Genomic DNA, 17,077 nt, shown 5'->3' with positions numbered 1-17,077 from the left:
TTGACCACATCCATGTCTTCACCAGAGGCCCTCGATCGGCTTGTTCCGGCCGCGGAGACCGTGCTGACTGACACGGCACCGCACTGCGATAAGGAGCTCTATGCCGTCAGCGGTCGGCATCTGCCGCTGACGGACACCATCGAGACCGTCTGGGAGCTACGCGCCGCAGCCGGGGTCTCCCGTGTCGCGGACGTCACCGGTCTCGACCGGCTGGGTCTGCCGGTCTTCAACACCTATCGGACCACGGCCGCACCCGGAAACCTCAGCGTCACCTGCGGCAAGGGACGCTCCCGGGAGGCCGCACTGGCGTCGGCGCTGATGGAAGCCTACGAGCGGTACTGCGGTGAGCAGCACGGCCGGCACGGCCCGTTCCTGACGTTGAAGCAGGCCGAGGAGAGTCTTCCGGAGGTCCTGGACCCCCGGGAACTCGTCCTGGACACTCGTACCACTTGGGATCCAGACTCCGCCTTGGAATGGATCCCCACCCGGGATCTAGTGAGCCATGCAGTCGTGTGGATCCCCGCCGATGCGGTGTTCTCACCGTATGCCGCACACGGGGCCCGGCTATTCGCCAGCCACTCGGACGGTCTCGCCTCTGGCAATTGCCTCAGCGAGGCGACCCTTCACGCGCTCTACGAATTGATCGAGCGGGACGGCCGTGCCTTCGGCGAGGTTCTTCGGCTGGGCTCCCAGGTGCGCCTAGAGACGCTGCCGCCCGAGCTTCAGCGGCTCGCGCGGGGGTTCGACGACAACGGGATCTCCATGTCGCTCTTCGCGTTCCGTTCCTCTCTTGAGGTCACCAGCTTTTTTGCGCTCGGGGACGACCGGCTGGCCGAGAACCCGATGCTGGTCAATGCCGGCGCGGGCTGCCATCTGGATCCGGTGATCGGCGTCTCCCGGGCGCTCACTGAACTGGCGCAGTCTCGGCTGAGCGTGATCTCCGGCGCTCGGGAGGACTTCAGCTCGCGCTACGGTGACCGCCGGACTGAAACTTATGACGCGGCCCATGAACGCGCGGCCCGCTGGGCTCTGGGCTGGCAGGCAGTCGACTTCGACCAGATTCCGAACGGCTCGGCAAACGATCTGGAGGCCGATCTCGCGACAGTGTGCCGGTCGTTGGTCGCAGCGGGACTTCGGCGTGTCCTGGTGGCCGATCTGACGCTGCCTGATGCCCGTGATACCGAGCAGGTGCCGCCTCGGGTGGTCAAGGTCGTCGTGCCCGGCCTGGAGTTCGCGGCCAATGAGCCGTCTCGGATCGGCAGCCGCTTCTACAAGCAGGCCAAGGGGGGACGTTGATCACGGCAGGTGCGCCCGCGGTCGATGACCCGTCCGTCTACGAGGCGCTGCGACGGATCGACAAGAGCCAGCTTGTCGTGTTCGCCGGCCCGAGCCTGGTGGACTCCCCGCTGTTCGAGTATGCCGCCCACCTCCTGCTGCCTCCGGTCAAGGACGGTGACCTGATCGCCGCGCTTGACGCCGGGGGGTCGCCGGCCGTGATACTGCTCATAGACGGCTACTTCGGTGCAGGACAAGCGGTCAGTCTCACCGAGATACAGGAAGTCCTGCACAGGGGAGTACGGCTCTACGGCTGCGCCAGCATGGGCGCCCTGCGCGCGGTGGAGGCCCGGCCGTGGGGGATGACAGGCCTGGGCGAGATCTTCACCGCGTACCTGACCGGGTCGCGGACCGCCGATGAGAACGTGGCGCTGTTGCACGACGACACCTACCGGGGCCTGACCGCGCCCACCGTCAACGTGGACCTGCTCTGTGAGTTGCTGGTAGCCGAAGGCCTCCCACAGGAGCAGTGCCATGAGTTCGGGCGCCGTTCCCGCCAACTCTATTTTGGTGACCGCAGCTACTCGGCGCTGCGCCATCTGGCGCGCGAGTGCTTCGATCGCCGAGGGGGCGAGACCAGCGCGCTGGAGATGACACTCGCTTACCTGGCCCCTGCCCAGCACCACCGGTGGGACGCCAAGCGACGCGATGCCGAATCCGCCCTTCGCGATGTGGTGCTGGGTCTGGCCCCCCGCACCAACTCCGGCGAGGTCGTACCCGTGCCCGCGTCCTTGGCCGCATTGTTGCCGAAAGGCTCGGCCCTGTGATCCGAACCTACGGTCCGTCCTTCGAGAAGCTGTACGCCGCGGCCATCGGCACCCGGCTGGGCGATGCCGCCCGCACATCGGCCCTCGCTGTCCTAGCTGCCGAGTTGACCGGCAGCCCCGCTGTCCTCTCGCTGGTCTCCGCCATGTCCTTCGCCCCCTGGCTTCTCTTCGGCATACCAGCTGGGGCCCTGATCGACCGCTGGGACAAACGCCGTGCGTTCCTTACCGCGGACAGCATCCGCTGCGCGCTTGCCGCGCTGATGACCGGTCTCGCCCTAGCCGGGTGGCTGTCGGTCGGCACGCTGATCGTGTTCGCGTTCCTGCTCACGAGCCTGCAAACGGTCTCGGACGGCTGCTTCAACAGTCTGCTGCCGTCGACGGTCGCCAAGGAGGACCTGGGCCAGGCCAACGCTCGGCTCAGTGCCTCCCAATCCACCGCCGGCATCGCCGCAGCACCGCTCGGTAGCTGGCTCGCCTCCCTTTCGTCGGCGCTGCCGTTCCTGTTGAATGTCGTGACCTTCGGCGCAGCTGCCAGCTGGGTCCGAGCGTTGCCCGCGGACGCCGATCGGCGATCTGCGGGCCAGCAGGCCCGCAAGAAGTCTCGCTCCCTGGTCGGCGACATCAGGGAGGGGCTGGCGAGTGTACGCAAGCAGGGACTGCTTCAGCTCCTTCTCGTCTGCGTCAGCGTCAACAACTTCTGCAACGGTCTGAGCAGCGCGGTCCTCCCGATTCTGGCGATCCGTGAACTGGGAATGCGGCCGGCAGCGTTCGGAATCCTGACCGGTGCCACCGCAGCCTGCATGGTGATCGGCAATCTCGTCGCAGGGCGCCTGGCAGCCCGGAAGGTTCCGCACGCACGGGTGTCCGGGGTCGCGATCGGCCTCAAGCTCCCCGGATTCCTGCTCATCTGCACAGCCCAGTCGCCGGCGTTCCTCGTGGCCGGAGCGGCGCTCCTGGGCCTGGCTGCCGGCCTGTGGAACGTGCCCTCGTCGACGCTCCTCATGACTTCCGCACCGCAGGAGGTCATCGGACGCACCATGGCACTCTTCCGGACCCTCTCGGTGGCCGGCATGCCGCTGGGCGCCGTCGCCAGTGGCCTGCTGGCCACCGCAGCCGGGGTCCGCAGCAGCTCTCTTGCAGCCGCAGCGCTGAGCGGCGCGGTACTGGCCGGCTTCCTCTGGCAGGTCCGCAAGCTCGGCAAGGCCGCCGAACCCGCCGACGACTCCACTCCCGACACTGTCCCGGCAAGGACGTGACGCGATGTCTATGCTCTCCCCCGCCGTGCTGGGGCACATCTCGCAGTGCTGGAACGAGCGTCACTGGATCGGGTCAGGTGGCCTGCCACCCGAGCGGCTCGATGCCGAGTGGCTGCTACGGCTGGCCGGCGCCTCCGGCATGCACTGGCCTTACCTCACCCTGGTCAAGTCCAGCCTCCAGCCCGCGGTCAAGGACTTCAGTACCGACATCCCTGGCTACCGGCAGCGTGGAATCGACACCGAGCGTGTTGCGCAGCTGGTAGCTGACGGCTACACGATGAAGTACCAGCGTCTTGAGGACTTCGACGACGCCATCCGGGCCGAAGTCCACGAGCTGCAGGCCCACTTCGGGTTGGTAACGACCGCCTACGGCTTCATCACACCTGCCGAGTCGCGTGGGCTGAGCTTCCACCGGGACGCCTCCCATGTCGTGGTCATCCAGCTCGAAGGGCACAAGGCATGGAATATCGTCCGTCCCTCCGGCGCGGCCGATCCCAACGCAGGTCTCGAATCCGATCCGCAGGGGGAGCACATCGACTTCGTCCTGTCCCCCGGGGATCTGCTCTACCTACCGCACGGGTGGCCGCACTGTGCCCGCACCGCATCGGGCCGTTCCGTCCATCTCACCTTCACCATCGCCAGACCGCATCCGTCCGCCCTCGCCGCCGAACTCCTCGTCGGTGAGCAAACGGACCCGGAGGCCGTGCTGGCCCAAGCCGTCCACCGACTGGGGATCTGACCATGGCGATTGCGACGAACACTTCGTTCGACACCGTCGTCCACCGGCTGCTGAGTGTGCCCCACCCGGAAGGCACGTTCCGCGTCCGCCAGGACGAGCTCGATGTGACGGATGAATTCTCCGAGTTGCGGTTCAAGGACCCTCGCCTCGGCGGCTACCTGGACCGCAGCCGGATCGAGGAATGCCTGTCGCAGATGCCCCTGACCATCTGGCTGCGGGAATCCTGGAACACGGAAGACCTTCTCTCGGACAGTCCTCTCCCCGTGGGAGCCGTGGAGCGCAACCGCTGGACCCTGATCGTCCCGCCCCGCGCATCGTCGCGGCTGGTGAGCCCGCGCAGGTCCTTCGCCATGGTGAAGGCAGTAATCGGCCACTTGGCCGAGGGCGCCCCGTTCCTTTCCAGCGATCGACTCGTGGTCGGACGAACCATCACATTAACCGCAGGCGGCGACGGCCTGATCGCCCGCCTCGACTGGCTGCACGAATCCGCCGAGATCAACCTGGCCCGCGCCACCGGCCGCGACCTCGGCCCAGTAGAGCAGGACTGGCAGTGCGCACCCCTGCCGGAGCTGCTCGACCGCATCAACGGTCAGATCGGCCGCTGAGCACGCAGCAGCGCACCCGAGCCACCCTCGAAGGACACCCCCTGCAACACAGGGGCGCGCCGCACCTCGACGAATCCGAGGGCGGTGTGCAGGTCGAGGGACGCGCGGTTCCGAGCGGATACGAAACACCACACCGATGGATCCCGCGCCCACACCCAGGCCATTCGCCACCGGGTGAGGGCCCGTCCAACCCCTTGCCGCCGCCACCGAGGCGACACCGTCACTCCGGAGAGGTAGTACCCATCCGGCGCCCCGTCACCCGGATGCTCGGGTAGGAAGGTCACGTTGGCGTACCCGGTGATCTCCCCGTCCACCCGTGCGACCACCACAACGCTCCGCTCGGCGCCGACCGCCCGGCCGATCCGCTCGGCCCACTGTGCAACCCCTCCTCCCCGCACCTCCGTCTGAAGGGCAGCCAGCTGATCGATATCACCGGCGGATGCTTCGGACAGCTCCGCCACGACAGGAGGTAAGTGGGAAACCGGCGCAGGCTGGTAGGCCGCGTACGGGACTTCAGCATCTGGCATGTGCAGTCGCACCCACCTCACGTCTTGGCGTATGTCGGAACCCGAAGATACCTCCGGCGAGGACGCCGCCGTCGACTGAGTTATCGCCGCGGAATGGCGGCACTGCCATCGGAGGACACCAAGGTGGTGGCGCGGCCGGTGTGCCGGCGCGAACGGCCGGGTCGCTTTCACCTGTGTCAATGCTCTCGCAGAACTGGTTCTGACTCACTTTCAGTGCCGGAGCCACGGAGCGTGTCCGGAACCGCGATCATGAATGGTTGTGGCTGACGATCTCCTCCAAACCTCTGGCTCCACCATGCCGCCGGCGTCGCGGTCAACGCCCTCACCGTCCACCCGCTCCGCGTGACCGTCCATGCCGCCATCACCAGCGGGTTCATACGGCGTGGAGGACGCGCAGGCGGAGGAGGTCGAAGTCGGCGCGGCCGAACTGCTGGCACGCGCGATTCGGTCCAGGGACAGCTCAGCCCGGGTCGTCCAGGCACCGCGTCCACGGCTTGAAGATGCGCCAGAGGTAGTTGCCAACGGGGCAGACGCTCGTGAGGTCCTTGGTCTCTCGTGCGACCAACTCGGCCTGGAGGATCGCGGCCGGTGCGGCTTGGGTGCAGAACCCGGGCGCACCGAGATCGCTCCCGGCTCGTGCACGGTGGTGGCGGACCACCCGGCGCTGCGCTGACGGCGCGCTCCACGGACAGCAGGGGCTTCGCGGGCGGGACGAGCCTTGCCGGCCGGGCGTCGCTTCGCCGACCGGAACGGCTTCGCCGGCCCGTACGACGGGCTGCGCCGCCGGCCTGGCGTTCCTCGATGGCAGCGGGTCGACAAGGCGTCAGACGTGCGGTCCCACCCGCCGCACGATGCCGCGCCGACCGCGGTGGCTGCCGCCGGCATTTCCAGGTGCGGGGATTCGATCTCCACGCTCCTGCGCGGGGCGGTGGGCGCGGCGCTAGCTGGGGTGGCCGCGGCGGAGTTCGGCGTTGATGCGCAGGGCCTCTTCGAGCTGGTCTTCGAGGATGATGATGCGGCATGCCGCGTCGAGGGGGGTGCCCTGGTCGACGATCTCGCGGGCGCGGGCGGCGATGCGCAGCTGGTAGCGCGAGTAGCGGCGGTGGCCGCCGGCGGAGCGCTGCGGGGTGATGAGCTTCGCCTCGTCGAGGCTGCGGAGGAAGCCCGGCGTCGTGCCCAGGATCTCCGCGGCCCGGCCCATGGTGTAGGCGGGGTAGTCGTCGTCGTCGAACTTGCTCTCTGCGCTCACGGGGTCCGCCTTCTTCGGGTCTGTGGCGTGGGTGGCCTGTTCCACCGGCACCGTCCTTCCTGCGAAACGGGTCGAGGGCCCCGGCGCGATGTGCGCCGGGGCCCAGGGGTGTACGGATTCACTTTCACCATCTACTGCACTACCGCTGTCGACCGTCGGGCCGAGCTGTAGTGTCCGCACCGCCCGGGGGAGGGGCGGGATGCGGGGATCGCGTATGCGTGACCGAGAACCACCTCTTCCATGACGTTCCATGACGATGGGTACTGCGGTGACCGCCTGGCGGTGGATGCGCGCCAGGGCGGGCGATCCGGCTGGGTGAACCCTTCCCTTCTCCTCTGTTGTGCATACTGCCGGTACTGCCGGTACTGCCGGTACTGCTGGTGTTGCGAACTGCTGGCGACACCCGTCCTGCTGGTACTGCGTGGTGCGAACTGCTGGTACTGCTGGGTGTTCGACTTCCCGGGTGCTGCCGGTACTGCGTTCCTGCACGTGCCTGACCGCCACCGCCTCGGACCCCACGCACTGCCGGGCCCGACGCGCCTGGCAGGTCACCGCCCCCGCCGGACCCCTTTTGCACGACCGGGCCCCGCGGACTGACGACCTGCACGCCTCATACGTCACTGCTGTACTGCTCGGGCAGTTCATGTCTGCCCGTCCTGCTGTCCTGCTGTTCCAACATCAGGAACATTACACAGGCTGCCGGGCAATGTCTACTCTCGCCGGAGTAGGTTTTCGCATGGCGGCGCGGCACTGATGTTCCCGGGCGTCCGGACCGGCGGTGTGCGGATGCGGCGACAGGGCGTCACCTGGCGCTGATGCGCTGATGCGCTGATGCGCCCGCGCGGCAAGCAGTGCGCCGAAGAAGCCACCGCTCACGCGTCGAGGACCGTTCCCGCCCCCGTCGCTCCGGTGGGAGGCGGCCATGCCCGCCGCCACATATCTCTCTCGGCCGTCTCACATTTTCCCACTCCCCGGATCACCGCTGAGGAGTCGGCGCGGCCCGCCGGAGTCGGCGGACCACCAGCCGCAGCCGGAGTCGTTCGAGGGCGGTCGTGCGCGCGGGCCACGGCCCGAACTATCCTCTGGGGGCATGTCGAACCCTGATGCGCTGCTCGTCGAGATCGCCGCGATGGTGGAGTCCGAGCACAGCAACCAGATGCCCCTGACCGTGGTCGTTCCGGGCGCGGTCATCACCGGACGCCTGGCGCCGCAGAGCCTGTGGCACGAGCGGGTCGCCGAAGTCCTTTCGGCCTCCGAGCACCTGAAGCCCTTCGCCGCACTGTTCTCGAACCCCGCCGGTCACGGCGCCGGCCAGACCGGCGATGACACCTCGCACCCCGCCCGGCCGACGCACCTGCACCTGCACGTCGCCCGCATCCTGCAAGGCAGCTACGGGCTGCCGCACACCGGAGGCATGTACCGCATCGCCATCGCCGAAGTCAGCAGCTGGACGGTGGGAGACCTCAGCTACACCGACCAGTGACGCATCGCCCGGGGCGGAGCGCGAACCCCGCCCCGGGCAACGGGCGGCACCCGTGGCAGGCCGCTGTGCGAGCGGGCTGGTCCGACCGCTCGCACAGCACCACAGCGGTCGGTCGCGAGCTGCGGCTCCGCGCCCCCACTCCTCAGTGGCGACAGCGGGTGCACCGTCCGCCGAGCGCCGACGGACGCCGGCGTACTCCTCGGCCGCTCACTCGGACGTGGCAGCCGGTTCGGCCTCCACCCGGGCCGTCAGACGTCCGGTCCCACCCGCCGCACGACGGCCGCGCCGACCGCGGTGGCCGCCGCCAGCACTCCCCAGAGCACACCGGGCCCGACGGCGAGCAGTGCGGTGAGCGAGGCGGGTGCGGCGGCCCGCCCCAGGCCGTTGGAGAGCTCCCAGCGGGCCAGCGCCCGCCCCAGCCGCTCCGGCGGCGCGGCGGCCACCACCAGGGCGGTGCCGGCACCGGTGTAGACGATCTCACCGAACGTGTAGACCACCGCCACCAGGCAGATCGCCCCCGCACCCGTCGCCCCGCCGAGCCCGCCGGCCAGCCAGAACCCCAGGTAGGACACGGCGAGCAGGCCCCCGCCCAGGGCCAGCACCGAGCGGCGCGAGCGCTTGGCCAGCCAGAGCACCACCGCCAGCTGGGTGGTGATCACCAGTACCGTGTTGCCCACGAAGATCCCGGACGACCAGGCCGGCGAGACCCGCAGCCGGGTCACCAACAGCGCGGGCAGCGCCACTTCCAGCACGTCGAAGCAGAACGCGAAGGGCACGTTGGCCAGGCTCAGCACGGTGCTCAACCCGCCGACCGGGCCCCGCACCCGCTGCTGCCGCTCCCGCCGCTCCCGCCGCTCCCGCCGCTCCCGCTGCTCCCGCTCCTGCCGCTCCCGCTCGGCGCGCACCGCCGACGGCGCCGTCACCCGCAGCGACCAGACCAGCGCCGCAGCCACCACGCAGGCCGCCGCCGTCACGATCGCCAGCCCGCGCAGGGCACCCGTGCCGCCGCTGGTCGCCACCGTGGCGACCAGTGCCCCGACGCCCAGCCCGGCGTTGCGCAGCGACCTTCCGGCGGCCAGCGCCGCGTCCCGCAGCCGTCCCTCGACCAGGGTGGTGACGGTGGCCGCGTGCACCGTCGGCCAGCACTGCGTACCCACTCCGAGCAGCACCGCGGCCAGCGTGAAGCCGAGCGGGCCACCGGTCAGCAGCAGGACCAGCACACCGACCGCGCGCACCAGCAGGGTGGTCGCCACCGGCAGGCTCCGCGCCCCGCGGTCGACCCACCGCCCGACCAGGGGCAGCACCACCAGGCCGGCCAGCAGGCCGAGCGAGAGGGCCAGCCCGGCCCGGCCGGCGCTCAGCCCCAGCACGCTCACCCCGTAGAGCAGTTGGAACGGGCGGAGCAGCCCGGCTCCGATGGCGTCCACCACCAGTGCGGCCGCGTACCGGCGGCCGCCCGCGACCCGCAGCAACCGGACCGTGCTCCGCGGCCGCTCCGGTCGGCTGACGGTCCCGGCCGGTCGTGCCTTCTCCTGCGTCAATGTCATGCCCCGACGCTGCGCCCCACCGCGCCCGGCGGGCACGTCGATTGACGAGTCCCGTCAATCCGGGCCGGGAGCCCGACGCTGAGCTGGCAGAATCCCGGTCCGTGAGCCTGACCATCGACATCACCGGCCTGCCCGAGGACCGCCTGGCCTTCTCCCCGTCGCCGCTGGCGGAGTTGGTGGCGATGCTGCACCTGCTGGCGGAGCCGGGGCACCACCCGACCCTGCACGGCTGGGTGACCGCGACGTCGGGCATGCTCAAGCCGGAGCTGGCCGACCGGCTGATCGAGGCGGACTTCCTCTGGCGGCACTCGCGCGCCGACTTCCTGCTCCCGGCCCGCCCGGCCGCGACGCTCGCGGAGGAACTGGACGCCGTCGACCGGCTGGACGACGAACGCTACGTGGCCGCGGCCCTGTTGACCAGCTGCGGCTCGGCGCGGTTGAGCTACCGCCCGGCCGCTTCGCCGCTGACCGACCAGGGTGCCCGGGACCGGGCCCGGGAGCTGGCGGCGGCGCGCGGACCGCGGCAGGCGGCGTTCACCGAGCGGCTGCTCACCGATCCGGCGACCGTGCGGGCGCTGGTCCGGCGGCTCCTGGAGGACTGCGACCGGGCCTTCTTCGCGCAGGCCTGGCGGCAGTTGGTGCCGGGGCTGGCCGCCGACGCCCGGCGCAAGGCCGACCTGCCGGCCCGGCTCGGGCCGGGTGAGGCACTGGCGGCGGTCTCCTCGGCGGTCACCCTGGAGGAGGACGGGTCGGGGCAGCGGCGGATCGTGGTGGACAAGCTCCAGGACAACTCGGTGAGCGCCGCCGAGGCGGGCGGGGCCACCTTCATCCCGACCGTGTTCGGGCGGCCCCACCTGGTGGTGGTGCACGCCCGCGGCTGGCAGCCGGTGCTGCAGTACCCGGTGGCGGAGGCGGGGCTCGCCGAGCCGGTCTCGCTGGCACTGGTCCAGCAACGGCTGGAGGCGCTCGCGCACCCCGTGCGGCTGCGGCTGGCCCGGTCCATCGCGCGCGGCCCGCAGACCACCGGGGAGCTGGCGGCGGGCTGGAACCTCACCGCGCCCGAGGTCTCCCGGCACCTGGCGGTGCTGCGCAAGGCGGGCCTGCTGACCGTCCGCCGGCGCGGCCGCTACGTGCTCTACTCGCTCGACCTCGCCGGCAGCGCCCGGCTCGGCGCGGACCTGGTCGAGGCGGTGCTGCGATGACGGCCGGCGGCTCCTACGACGGCCGCGGCGTTCACTGAAAGTCGAGCAGGTGGTGTTGAGCGAACCTGCCGGGTGGGGCAAACCGAACCCCGGAACGCGGGTGCTGGCACCATCGTTCCGCTGACGGTTCGTCGGCAGACTGGATGCATGACGATTCGCAAGGTCCTCCTCGCCGCCGCCCTGTCCGCCGCGCTGGTCGGCACGGTCGCCGCCACGCCCGCCCTCGCCGCCCCGGCCCCCGGGACCACCGGCCCCGCGGCCGCCGCCCGGTCCGGCCCCGCGCGGCTCACCCAGCCGGCTCCGACCGGCCGCTACCAGCTCGGTACGGTCTCGCTGCACCTGACCGACACCTCGCGGGCCGATCCGTGGGTGAGCAGTCCGGCGCACCGGGAGTTGATGATCAGCGTGGTCTATCCGGCGGTGCGCGCCGACCGCTATCCGCTCGCCCCGCAGTTCACGCCGGGCGAGGCCGCCGCCTTCGACCGCTACTACAGCGGTGCGCTGGACGGTGCCCTGCCGGTGGGCGCGGTGGACTGGGCCGGCACCCTGACGCACGCCCACCAGGGCGCGCCGGCCGACACCGGGCACGGCAGGTTCCCGGTGGTGCTCTACTCGCCGGGCGCCGGAGACCCGCGCAACTGGGACAGCACCCTGGTGGACGACCTGGCAAGCCACGGCTACGTGGTGGTGACCATCGACCACACCTACGAGGCGCCGGGTGTGCAGTTCCCCGACGGCTCGGTGCGCACCAGTGCGCTGACGCCCCAGCTGATCCAGCAGGCGGAGCAGGACGGCACCATCCAGGCGCTGATGCAGAAGGTGATGGACACCCGGGTCGCCGACACCCGGTTCGTGATGGACCAGCTGACCACCCCCGGCACCCTGCCGCCCGCGCTGGCGCAGACCGCGGACACGACCACCATCGGGATGTTCGGGCACTCCGCCGGTGGCTACACGGCGGCCGAGACCATGCACGACGACCCGCGGCTGCTGGCCGGCGTCAACATGGACGGCCCGCTGGGCAACAACCAGCTGGAGAGCGGCACCAACCTCGCCCCGGTCGCGGCCGACGGCCTGGACCGACCCCTGCTGCTGATCGGCACCCAGCAGTTCACCCATCACACCGTCGCCGCCTGGGACGCCTTCTGGCAGCACACCCGGGGCTGGAGCCGGGACCTCAACCTGCCCACCGCCAGGCATGCCTCGCTCACCGACGCGGAGGCCTACCTGCCGCAGCTGGCCCGACAGGGAGTGCTGCCCGCCGCCACCGTCACCAACGAGCTGGGCACGGCAGATGTCGAGCGCACCTTGTGCGTGGAGCGGACGTACCTGGCCGACTTCTTCGACCAGTGGCTGAAACACCGTCCGGTCACCGCATTCGACCGGCCCGCACTGCCCCCGGAGTCCTTCATCCAGTGACCGGGGCGTCGGTGAGCGACGACGCGACGTAGAACAACTGATCAGCGGGCCAAGCCGATCGTTCACTGGCATCGGCCGTCCGGGGTTCTCCAGAATCAGAGGTCGGTCCGCTTTCTCCCAAGCGGCCCCACCATTGCGACTTCCGGAGGATCCATGACCGACCCGCGGTTGCCCGCCACGCCCGAAACCATCGCCGTCTACGCCGACCTCAACTGCGCGTTCGCCCATGTGGGGGTGTACCGGCTGCACGAGACCAGGCGGCGGCTCGGCTTGGAGGGGAAGATCTGGTTCGACCTCCGCTGCTTCCCACTGGAGTTGTTCAACAAGCGGGTCAACTACCGCCCCGGAGTGGACTCGGAGAACGCCGTGCTCAGCGGGGTGGAGCCGGACGCCGGCTGGCGGCTGTGGCAGGGGCCGGACTGGACCTACCCGGTCACCATGCTGCCCGCCCTGGAGGCGGTGCAGGCGGCCAAGTCGCAGAGCTGGCACGCCAGTGAGCAGTTGGACCGGGCGCTGCGGCTGGCCTTCTGGGCACAGGGGCGGTGCATATCGCTGCGCCACGTGATCCTGGAAGTCGCGGAGGAAACGGGTGCGGTGGACGTGGACCGGCTGGCGGCCGCCCTGGACACCGGCTTCGCGCGGTCCCTGGTGATGGAGCAGTTCCACAGCGCCGAGAACGGGCGGGTCATCTGCAGCCCGCACCTCTTCCTCGCCGACGGCAGCAACCTGGCCAACCCCGGCATCGCGCTGCACTGGGTCAACGGTGGTTTCGGCACCGGCGCACCGGTGATCGACAAGGACGACCCCACCGTCTACGAGGAGTTCCTCGGTCGGGCCGCCGCGCTGCTGAAGTCCTGATCGCCCGCCGTTCCGGGGACGGCGCACCCGCCGCCCACCTGCACGCCCGCCGTTGCGGGGACGGCGCACCCGCCGCCCGCCTGCACCGCCCTCCGCCAGCCGGCCGGGAATCGATCGCCCCGGAGCCGGGGTTGATCAAGGAAGGCCGGAGCGGCGCAGGAGAGGGGAGCTGGTCGTCATGTCGACAAGGGCGCTGGTGCTGGGTGGTGGCGGGATCGCCGGTATCGCTTGGCTGAACGGGATCGTCACCGGCTTGGCCGACCGGGGGCTGGACGTTCGCCAGGCCGACCAGGTGATCGGCACCTCGGCAGGCTCGACGGTCGGTGCCCAACTGCTGAGCGGGCTCTCCTACGCCGAGCTGTTCCACCGCCAGGTCCGGCCGGACCAGCAGAGCCGGGAGCTCGCCCCGGTCGGCATGACCACCGCCGAGCTGTTCGCGTTCTGGGAGACACTCCTGACCGAGGTGTCCGATCCGGCGGAAATCCGCCGCCGGGCCGGCGAGTTGGCCCGCACCGCCAGGACGGTCGCACCGGCCGAGCGGCTGGCGGTGATCGAGAGCCGGCTGCCGGTGCACGACTGGCCGCAGCAGCCGTTCACCGTGGTGGCGGTGGACGCGGTGACCGGCGACTACCGGCTCCTCGACCGGACCAGCGGAGTGCCGCTGGTGACGGCGGTCGCCGCGAGCTGCGCCGTCCCGGGGATCTGGCCGACCGTGGAGATCGACGGCGTGCCGCACCTGGACGGCGGGGTGCCGTCGATCAGCAACGCGCGCCTGGCCGCCGGGTTCGACCGGGTGCTGGTGCTGGCGCCGATGCTCGACGCCTTCTACGAGCAGGAGGTCGCCCGGCTGACCGGGGCCGGCGCCCGGGTCGAGGTGGTCACGCCCGGTGAGGCCGCCCTCGCCGCCTTCGGTGGGGATCCGCTGGACCCCGCCACCCGGACTCCCGCCGCCGAGGCCGGCCGGGCCGAAGGGCGTGAACTGGCCGACGGGCTGCGCAGTTTCTGGACCTGATCGACAGGCAGTCGGCTACGCCGGGTAGGCGCGGGTCTGGGTGGCCTTGACGGTGGCCCAGACGGTACGACCCAGGGCCAGGTCGAGTTCGTGCACGGCAGCGGGTGTGAGGTCGGCCGCCAGCTCCAGCGGGCCGGACAGCTCGACGCGCACCCGGTCGCCGTGCAGGTCCAGCCCGTGGACGGTCAACTCCCAGCAGTTGCGGGCGCTGCTGTGCGGGCGGCCGGGGTGCAGGGTCACGGCGGCGGGCGGGAAGGCCGCGAACGCGGGGCCGGACAGCTCGTCCGCCGTGACCAGCTCCACGCCGCCCGGCAGCGTCAGCCGGTGCCCGGCGGCCACGCCCTGGTAGAGGTTCAGTCCGACCAGCCGTGCGATGTAGTCGGTGCGCGGCTGCCGGGCCACCTGTTCCGGAGTGCCGGACTGCACCTCGCGTCCGTCCTCGATCACCACCAGCCGGTCCGCCAGCACCATGGCGTCCAGCGGATCGTGCGTCACCAGGACCGCCACCGCCTCGAACGCGGCCAGGTGGCGCCGCAGTTGTGCACGGACCTCCAGCCGGGTGCGTGCGTCCAATGCGGCCAGTGGTTCGTCGAGCAGCAGCAGTCCGGGGCGCACCGCCAGTGCCCGGCCGAGCGCGACCCGCTGCGCCTGGCCGCCGGAGAGGTGCCGGGGCTTGGCACCGGCGTGGTCCGCGAGGCCCAGCCGGTCCAGCCACTCGGCGGCCTCGGCCCGCGCGGCGGCCTTCGGGCGGCCCTGGCAGCGCAGCCCGAAGGCGACGTTGTCCAGGGCGCTGAGGTGCGGAAAGAGCAGGTAGTCCTGGAAGACCACGCCCACCGGCCGTCGTTCGGCGGGCACGTGGAGCTCGGCGGCCGGGTCGGCGAGCACCGTGCCGTCCAGCGCCAGCCGGCCGCCGTCCAGGGGGAGCAGGCCGGCCAGTGCGCGCAGCGCGGTCGACTTGCCGGCGCCGTTCGGTCCGAGCAGCGCGATGACCTCGCCGGGGGCGGCCTGCAGCGTCAAGTCCAGTGCGAAGCCGGGCCGTTCGACGCGCAGACGGGCGTCCAGGGCGATCTCACCGGTCATGCCTGGCCTCCTGGGCTCAGCCAGCGGCCGCGCAGCCCGGCCAGTACCGCGACGGAGACGGCGAGCAGCACGAGACTCAGCGCGATCGCCGCCTGCGGATCGTTCTCCATCGCCAGGTAGACGGCCAGGGGCATGGTCTGGGTGCGGCCGGGGAAGTTGCCGGCGAAGGTGATGGTCGCGCCGAACTCGCCCAGGGCGCGCGCCCAGGCCAGCACCGCACCGGCGGCCACCCCGGGAGCGATCAGCGGCAGGGTCACCCGGCGGAACGCGGTCAGCGGGGAGGCGCCCAGCGTGGCGGCGGCCTCCTCGTAGCGGGGATCGGCCGCCCGCAGCGCCCCCTCGACGCTGATCACCAGGAACGGCATCGCCACGAAGGCCTCCGCCACCACCACGCCCGGCGTGGTGAACGGCAGGGTCAGGCCGAAGGCGCTGTCCAGCCAGCGTCCGACGACGCCGTTGCGGCCCAGGACCAGCAGCAGCGCGACGCCGCCGACCACGGGCGGTAGCACCAGGGGCAGCGTCACCAGTGCCCGGACCAGCCGTCGACCCGGAAACTCGGTGCGCGCCAGCAGCCAGGCCAGCGGCACTCCGAGCACCAGGGCGACGGCGGTGGCGCTGGTGGCACAGCTCAGTGAGAGCCTGAGCGCCTCCCAGACCTCGGCACTGGCCAGCTGCTGGGGCAGCGCCCGCCAGGGTGCGCGGATCAGCAGCCCGACCAGCGGCAGCACCAGGAAGGCCAGCCCGAGCAGTGCCGGCAGCAGCAGCGCGACCGGCACCCGGTTCCGGGAGGCTCGCGGGCTCACGGAGCAGTGGCGCTGGTCGACGGTGCGGTGGACGCGCCGGCCGAGGCACCGGCCGCCGGGGCGGTGGAACCGCCGGTGGCCGCCGGCTGCTGGAATCCGGCGGCGGTCAGCACCTGCTGCCCCTGCGCGGACTCGACGAAGTCCACGAACGCCTTGGCGGCGGCCGGGTTCGGCGCCTTGGCCAGGTCGGCGATCGGGTAGTCGTTCACGGCCTTGGCCGCCTCGGGGAAGTCCACACCGTCGACCTTGCCCGCGTCGGCCTTCACGTCGGTCTGGTATACGACCGACGCGTCCACCTCGCCGAGCTCGACCTTGGTCAGCGCGCTCTTGACGTCCTGTTCCTGGGTGACCGGGGTCAGGCTGACGTCGCCCGCCTTGAGAGCGGTCAGCGCGGCCGCGCCGCACGGCACCTGCGGCGCGCAGAGGGCGACCTTGACTCCGGGAGCGGCCAGGTCCTTCAGTGAGGCGAGGTGCTTGGGGTTACCCTTGGGGACGGCGATCTCCAGGGTGTTGCGGACGAACACCTTGGGCTCGGAGGCGGTGTCCTTGGCGTCGCTGACGGTCTTCATGGTGGCCGGCGAGGCGGCCGCGAAGACGTCCGCCGGGGCCCCGTTGACGATGCTCTGGGCCAGGGTCGAGCTGCCGTTGAAGTTGAACGTCACCTTGGTCCCGGGGTGGGCGGCCTCGAACTTCTTGCCGAGGTCGGTGAAGGTGCCCTGCAGTGAGGCGGCGGCGAACACCGTGACCGTGCCGGACAGGGCGGGCGAGGCGCCGCCAGTCGATGGGGCACTGCCGCCGGCGCTGCTGCCGGAGCCGCTGCTGGAGCAGGCGGCCAGGGTGAGGGCGGCGAGCGCGGCCGCGGCGGCGGCTGCGGAGCGGGTCCGGCTGGTGGTCACGTTGGTTCCCCTCCCACCGGGCCCGGGCAGGGCACGGTTGTCACATCGAATGATTGCAGGTGCGGCCATTAGGGCGATCATAGTGCCGCAGATGCGAGCCTCCTGTCGCCTGTTCCGTCGCACACGCGAGGCCGGCCCGAGCCCGGACCGTCTCTGGCAACCTCCGTCAGGCGCGGGCGGCCGGGGCGGCTCGGCCTGGCAGCGGTCAGCCGGGTCGGCTCGGCCCGATGGTGGTCTGTCGGGTCGGCTCGGCTCGATGGTGTCCGTCGGGGCGGCTCGGCCCGACGGTCGTCGCCGGG

General features: G+C 71.3%; 16 protein-coding genes. 10 read left to right on the top strand and 6 right to left on the bottom strand.

What is annotated here, in order from left to right; translation table 11 throughout:
* The 5 genes from LN042_RS22180 to LN042_RS22160 are packed head-to-tail and all read left to right on the top strand — an operon-like array spanning position 1 to position 4,702.
* Entirely contained in the window at positions 1-1,296 is a 1,296-nt protein-coding gene (locus LN042_RS22180; protein WP_230053048.1) for a YcaO-like family protein, read from the top strand.
* Positions 1,293-2,102, top strand: coding sequence for a TfuA-like protein (locus tag LN042_RS22175; protein ID WP_230053047.1), 810 nt, complete (start codon positions 1,293-1,295; stop codon positions 2,100-2,102). The genes LN042_RS22180 and LN042_RS22175 overlap by 4 nt, the downstream gene beginning before the upstream one ends.
* A complete protein-coding gene (locus LN042_RS22170; protein ID WP_230053046.1) occupies positions 2,099-3,358 on the top strand; it encodes an MFS transporter in 1,260 nt (419 codons plus the stop codon). The genes LN042_RS22175 and LN042_RS22170 overlap by 4 nt, the downstream gene beginning before the upstream one ends.
* 25 nt (positions 3,359-3,383) lie before the next feature.
* The gene (locus LN042_RS22165) at positions 3,384-4,097 is read left to right on the top strand and encodes a JmjC domain-containing protein (protein ID WP_230053045.1); all 714 of its coding nucleotides are present in this window, start codon (positions 3,384-3,386) and stop codon (positions 4,095-4,097) included.
* Positions 4,098-4,099: 2 nt separating this feature from the next.
* The gene (locus tag LN042_RS22160; RefSeq protein ID WP_230053044.1) at positions 4,100-4,702 is read left to right on the top strand and encodes a hypothetical protein; all 603 of its coding nucleotides are present in this window, start codon (positions 4,100-4,102) and stop codon (positions 4,700-4,702) included.
* On the opposite strand, the gene LN042_RS22155 is transcribed toward LN042_RS22160, so the two are convergent.
* Both LN042_RS22155 and LN042_RS22150 read right to left on the bottom strand, forming a co-directional pair.
* Positions 4,687-5,163: a GNAT family N-acetyltransferase gene (locus tag LN042_RS22155; RefSeq protein ID WP_230053043.1), complete on the bottom strand. Its 477-nt coding sequence runs from the start codon at positions 5,161-5,163 to the stop codon at positions 4,687-4,689. The genes LN042_RS22160 and LN042_RS22155 overlap by 16 nt on opposite strands.
* 1,006 nt (positions 5,164-6,169) lie before the next feature.
* Positions 6,170-6,529: a MerR family transcriptional regulator gene (locus LN042_RS22150; RefSeq protein ID WP_372495796.1), complete on the bottom strand. Its 360-nt coding sequence runs from the start codon at positions 6,527-6,529 to the stop codon at positions 6,170-6,172.
* 1,039 nt (positions 6,530-7,568) lie between these two features.
* On the opposite strand from LN042_RS22150, the gene LN042_RS22145 reads away from it, so the two are divergent.
* Positions 7,569-7,961 (top strand): GvpU-like protein, encoded by a 393-nt coding sequence (locus LN042_RS22145; protein ID WP_230053042.1) that lies wholly within the window; start codon positions 7,569-7,571, stop codon positions 7,959-7,961.
* Positions 7,962-8,209: 248 nt separating this feature from the next.
* Here LN042_RS22145 and LN042_RS22140 read toward each other — a convergent pair whose 3' ends face one another.
* Complete coding sequence (locus LN042_RS22140) at positions 8,210-9,508, bottom strand: MFS transporter (protein WP_230053041.1); 1,299 nt, start codon at positions 9,506-9,508, stop codon at positions 8,210-8,212.
* Positions 9,509-9,609: 101 nt separating this feature from the next.
* On the opposite strand from LN042_RS22140, the gene LN042_RS22135 reads away from it, so the two are divergent.
* From LN042_RS22135 to LN042_RS22120, 4 genes are all read left to right on the top strand, one after another.
* Positions 9,610-10,710 (top strand): DUF5937 family protein, encoded by a 1,101-nt coding sequence (locus LN042_RS22135; RefSeq protein ID WP_230053040.1) that lies wholly within the window; start codon positions 9,610-9,612, stop codon positions 10,708-10,710.
* 147 nt (positions 10,711-10,857) lie between these two features.
* A complete protein-coding gene (locus LN042_RS22130; protein WP_230053039.1) occupies positions 10,858-12,129 on the top strand; it encodes an alpha/beta hydrolase in 1,272 nt (423 codons plus the stop codon).
* Positions 12,130-12,282: 153 nt separating this feature from the next.
* On the top strand, positions 12,283-12,987 hold the full coding sequence (locus tag LN042_RS22125; protein WP_230053038.1) for a DsbA family oxidoreductase: 705 nt from the start codon (positions 12,283-12,285) through the stop codon (positions 12,985-12,987).
* A 178-nt stretch (positions 12,988-13,165) separates the two neighbouring features.
* Positions 13,166-13,999, top strand: coding sequence for a patatin-like phospholipase family protein (locus LN042_RS22120; RefSeq protein ID WP_230053037.1), 834 nt, complete (start codon positions 13,166-13,168; stop codon positions 13,997-13,999).
* A 15-nt stretch (positions 14,000-14,014) separates the two neighbouring features.
* Here LN042_RS22120 and LN042_RS22115 read toward each other — a convergent pair whose 3' ends face one another.
* From LN042_RS22115 to modA, 3 genes are read right to left on the bottom strand one after another with little or no spacing between them, the layout of a single operon-like run.
* Positions 14,015-15,079, bottom strand: coding sequence for an ABC transporter ATP-binding protein (locus tag LN042_RS22115; RefSeq protein ID WP_230053036.1), 1,065 nt, complete (start codon positions 15,077-15,079; stop codon positions 14,015-14,017).
* Entirely contained in the window at positions 15,076-15,882 is an 807-nt protein-coding gene (modB, locus tag LN042_RS22110) for a molybdate ABC transporter permease subunit (protein ID WP_230053035.1), read from the bottom strand. The genes LN042_RS22115 and modB overlap by 4 nt, the downstream gene beginning before the upstream one ends.
* Entirely contained in the window at positions 15,879-16,778 is a 900-nt protein-coding gene (gene modA / locus LN042_RS22105) for a molybdate ABC transporter substrate-binding protein (RefSeq protein ID WP_230053034.1), read from the bottom strand. The genes modB and modA overlap by 4 nt, the downstream gene beginning before the upstream one ends.
* Between the last annotated feature and the right edge of the window lie 299 nt (positions 16,779-17,077).

The organism is Kitasatospora humi, from assembly GCF_020907985.1.
Classification (GTDB): Bacteria; Actinomycetota; Actinomycetes; order Streptomycetales; family Streptomycetaceae; genus Kitasatospora; species Kitasatospora humi.
The sequence above is the reverse complement of the archived record's forward strand: the minus strand, read 5'-3'. Positions and strand labels throughout refer to the sequence as shown.

Coding starts and splice junctions, on each gene's coding strand:
- LN042_RS22115 (WP_230053036.1), bottom strand. CDS start 15,079: ATGACCGGTGAGATCGCCCTGGACGCCCGTCTGCGCGTCGAACGGCCC.
- LN042_RS22160 (WP_230053044.1), top strand. CDS start 4,100: ATGGCGATTGCGACGAACACTTCGTTCGACACCGTCGTCCACCGGCTG.
- LN042_RS22130 (WP_230053039.1), top strand. CDS start 10,858: ATGACGATTCGCAAGGTCCTCCTCGCCGCCGCCCTGTCCGCCGCGCTG.
- LN042_RS22125 (WP_230053038.1), top strand. CDS start 12,283: ATGACCGACCCGCGGTTGCCCGCCACGCCCGAAACCATCGCCGTCTAC.
- LN042_RS22120 (WP_230053037.1), top strand. CDS start 13,166: ATGTCGACAAGGGCGCTGGTGCTGGGTGGTGGCGGGATCGCCGGTATC.
- LN042_RS22145 (WP_230053042.1), top strand. CDS start 7,569: ATGTCGAACCCTGATGCGCTGCTCGTCGAGATCGCCGCGATGGTGGAG.
- LN042_RS22140 (WP_230053041.1), bottom strand. CDS start 9,508: ATGACATTGACGCAGGAGAAGGCACGACCGGCCGGGACCGTCAGCCGA.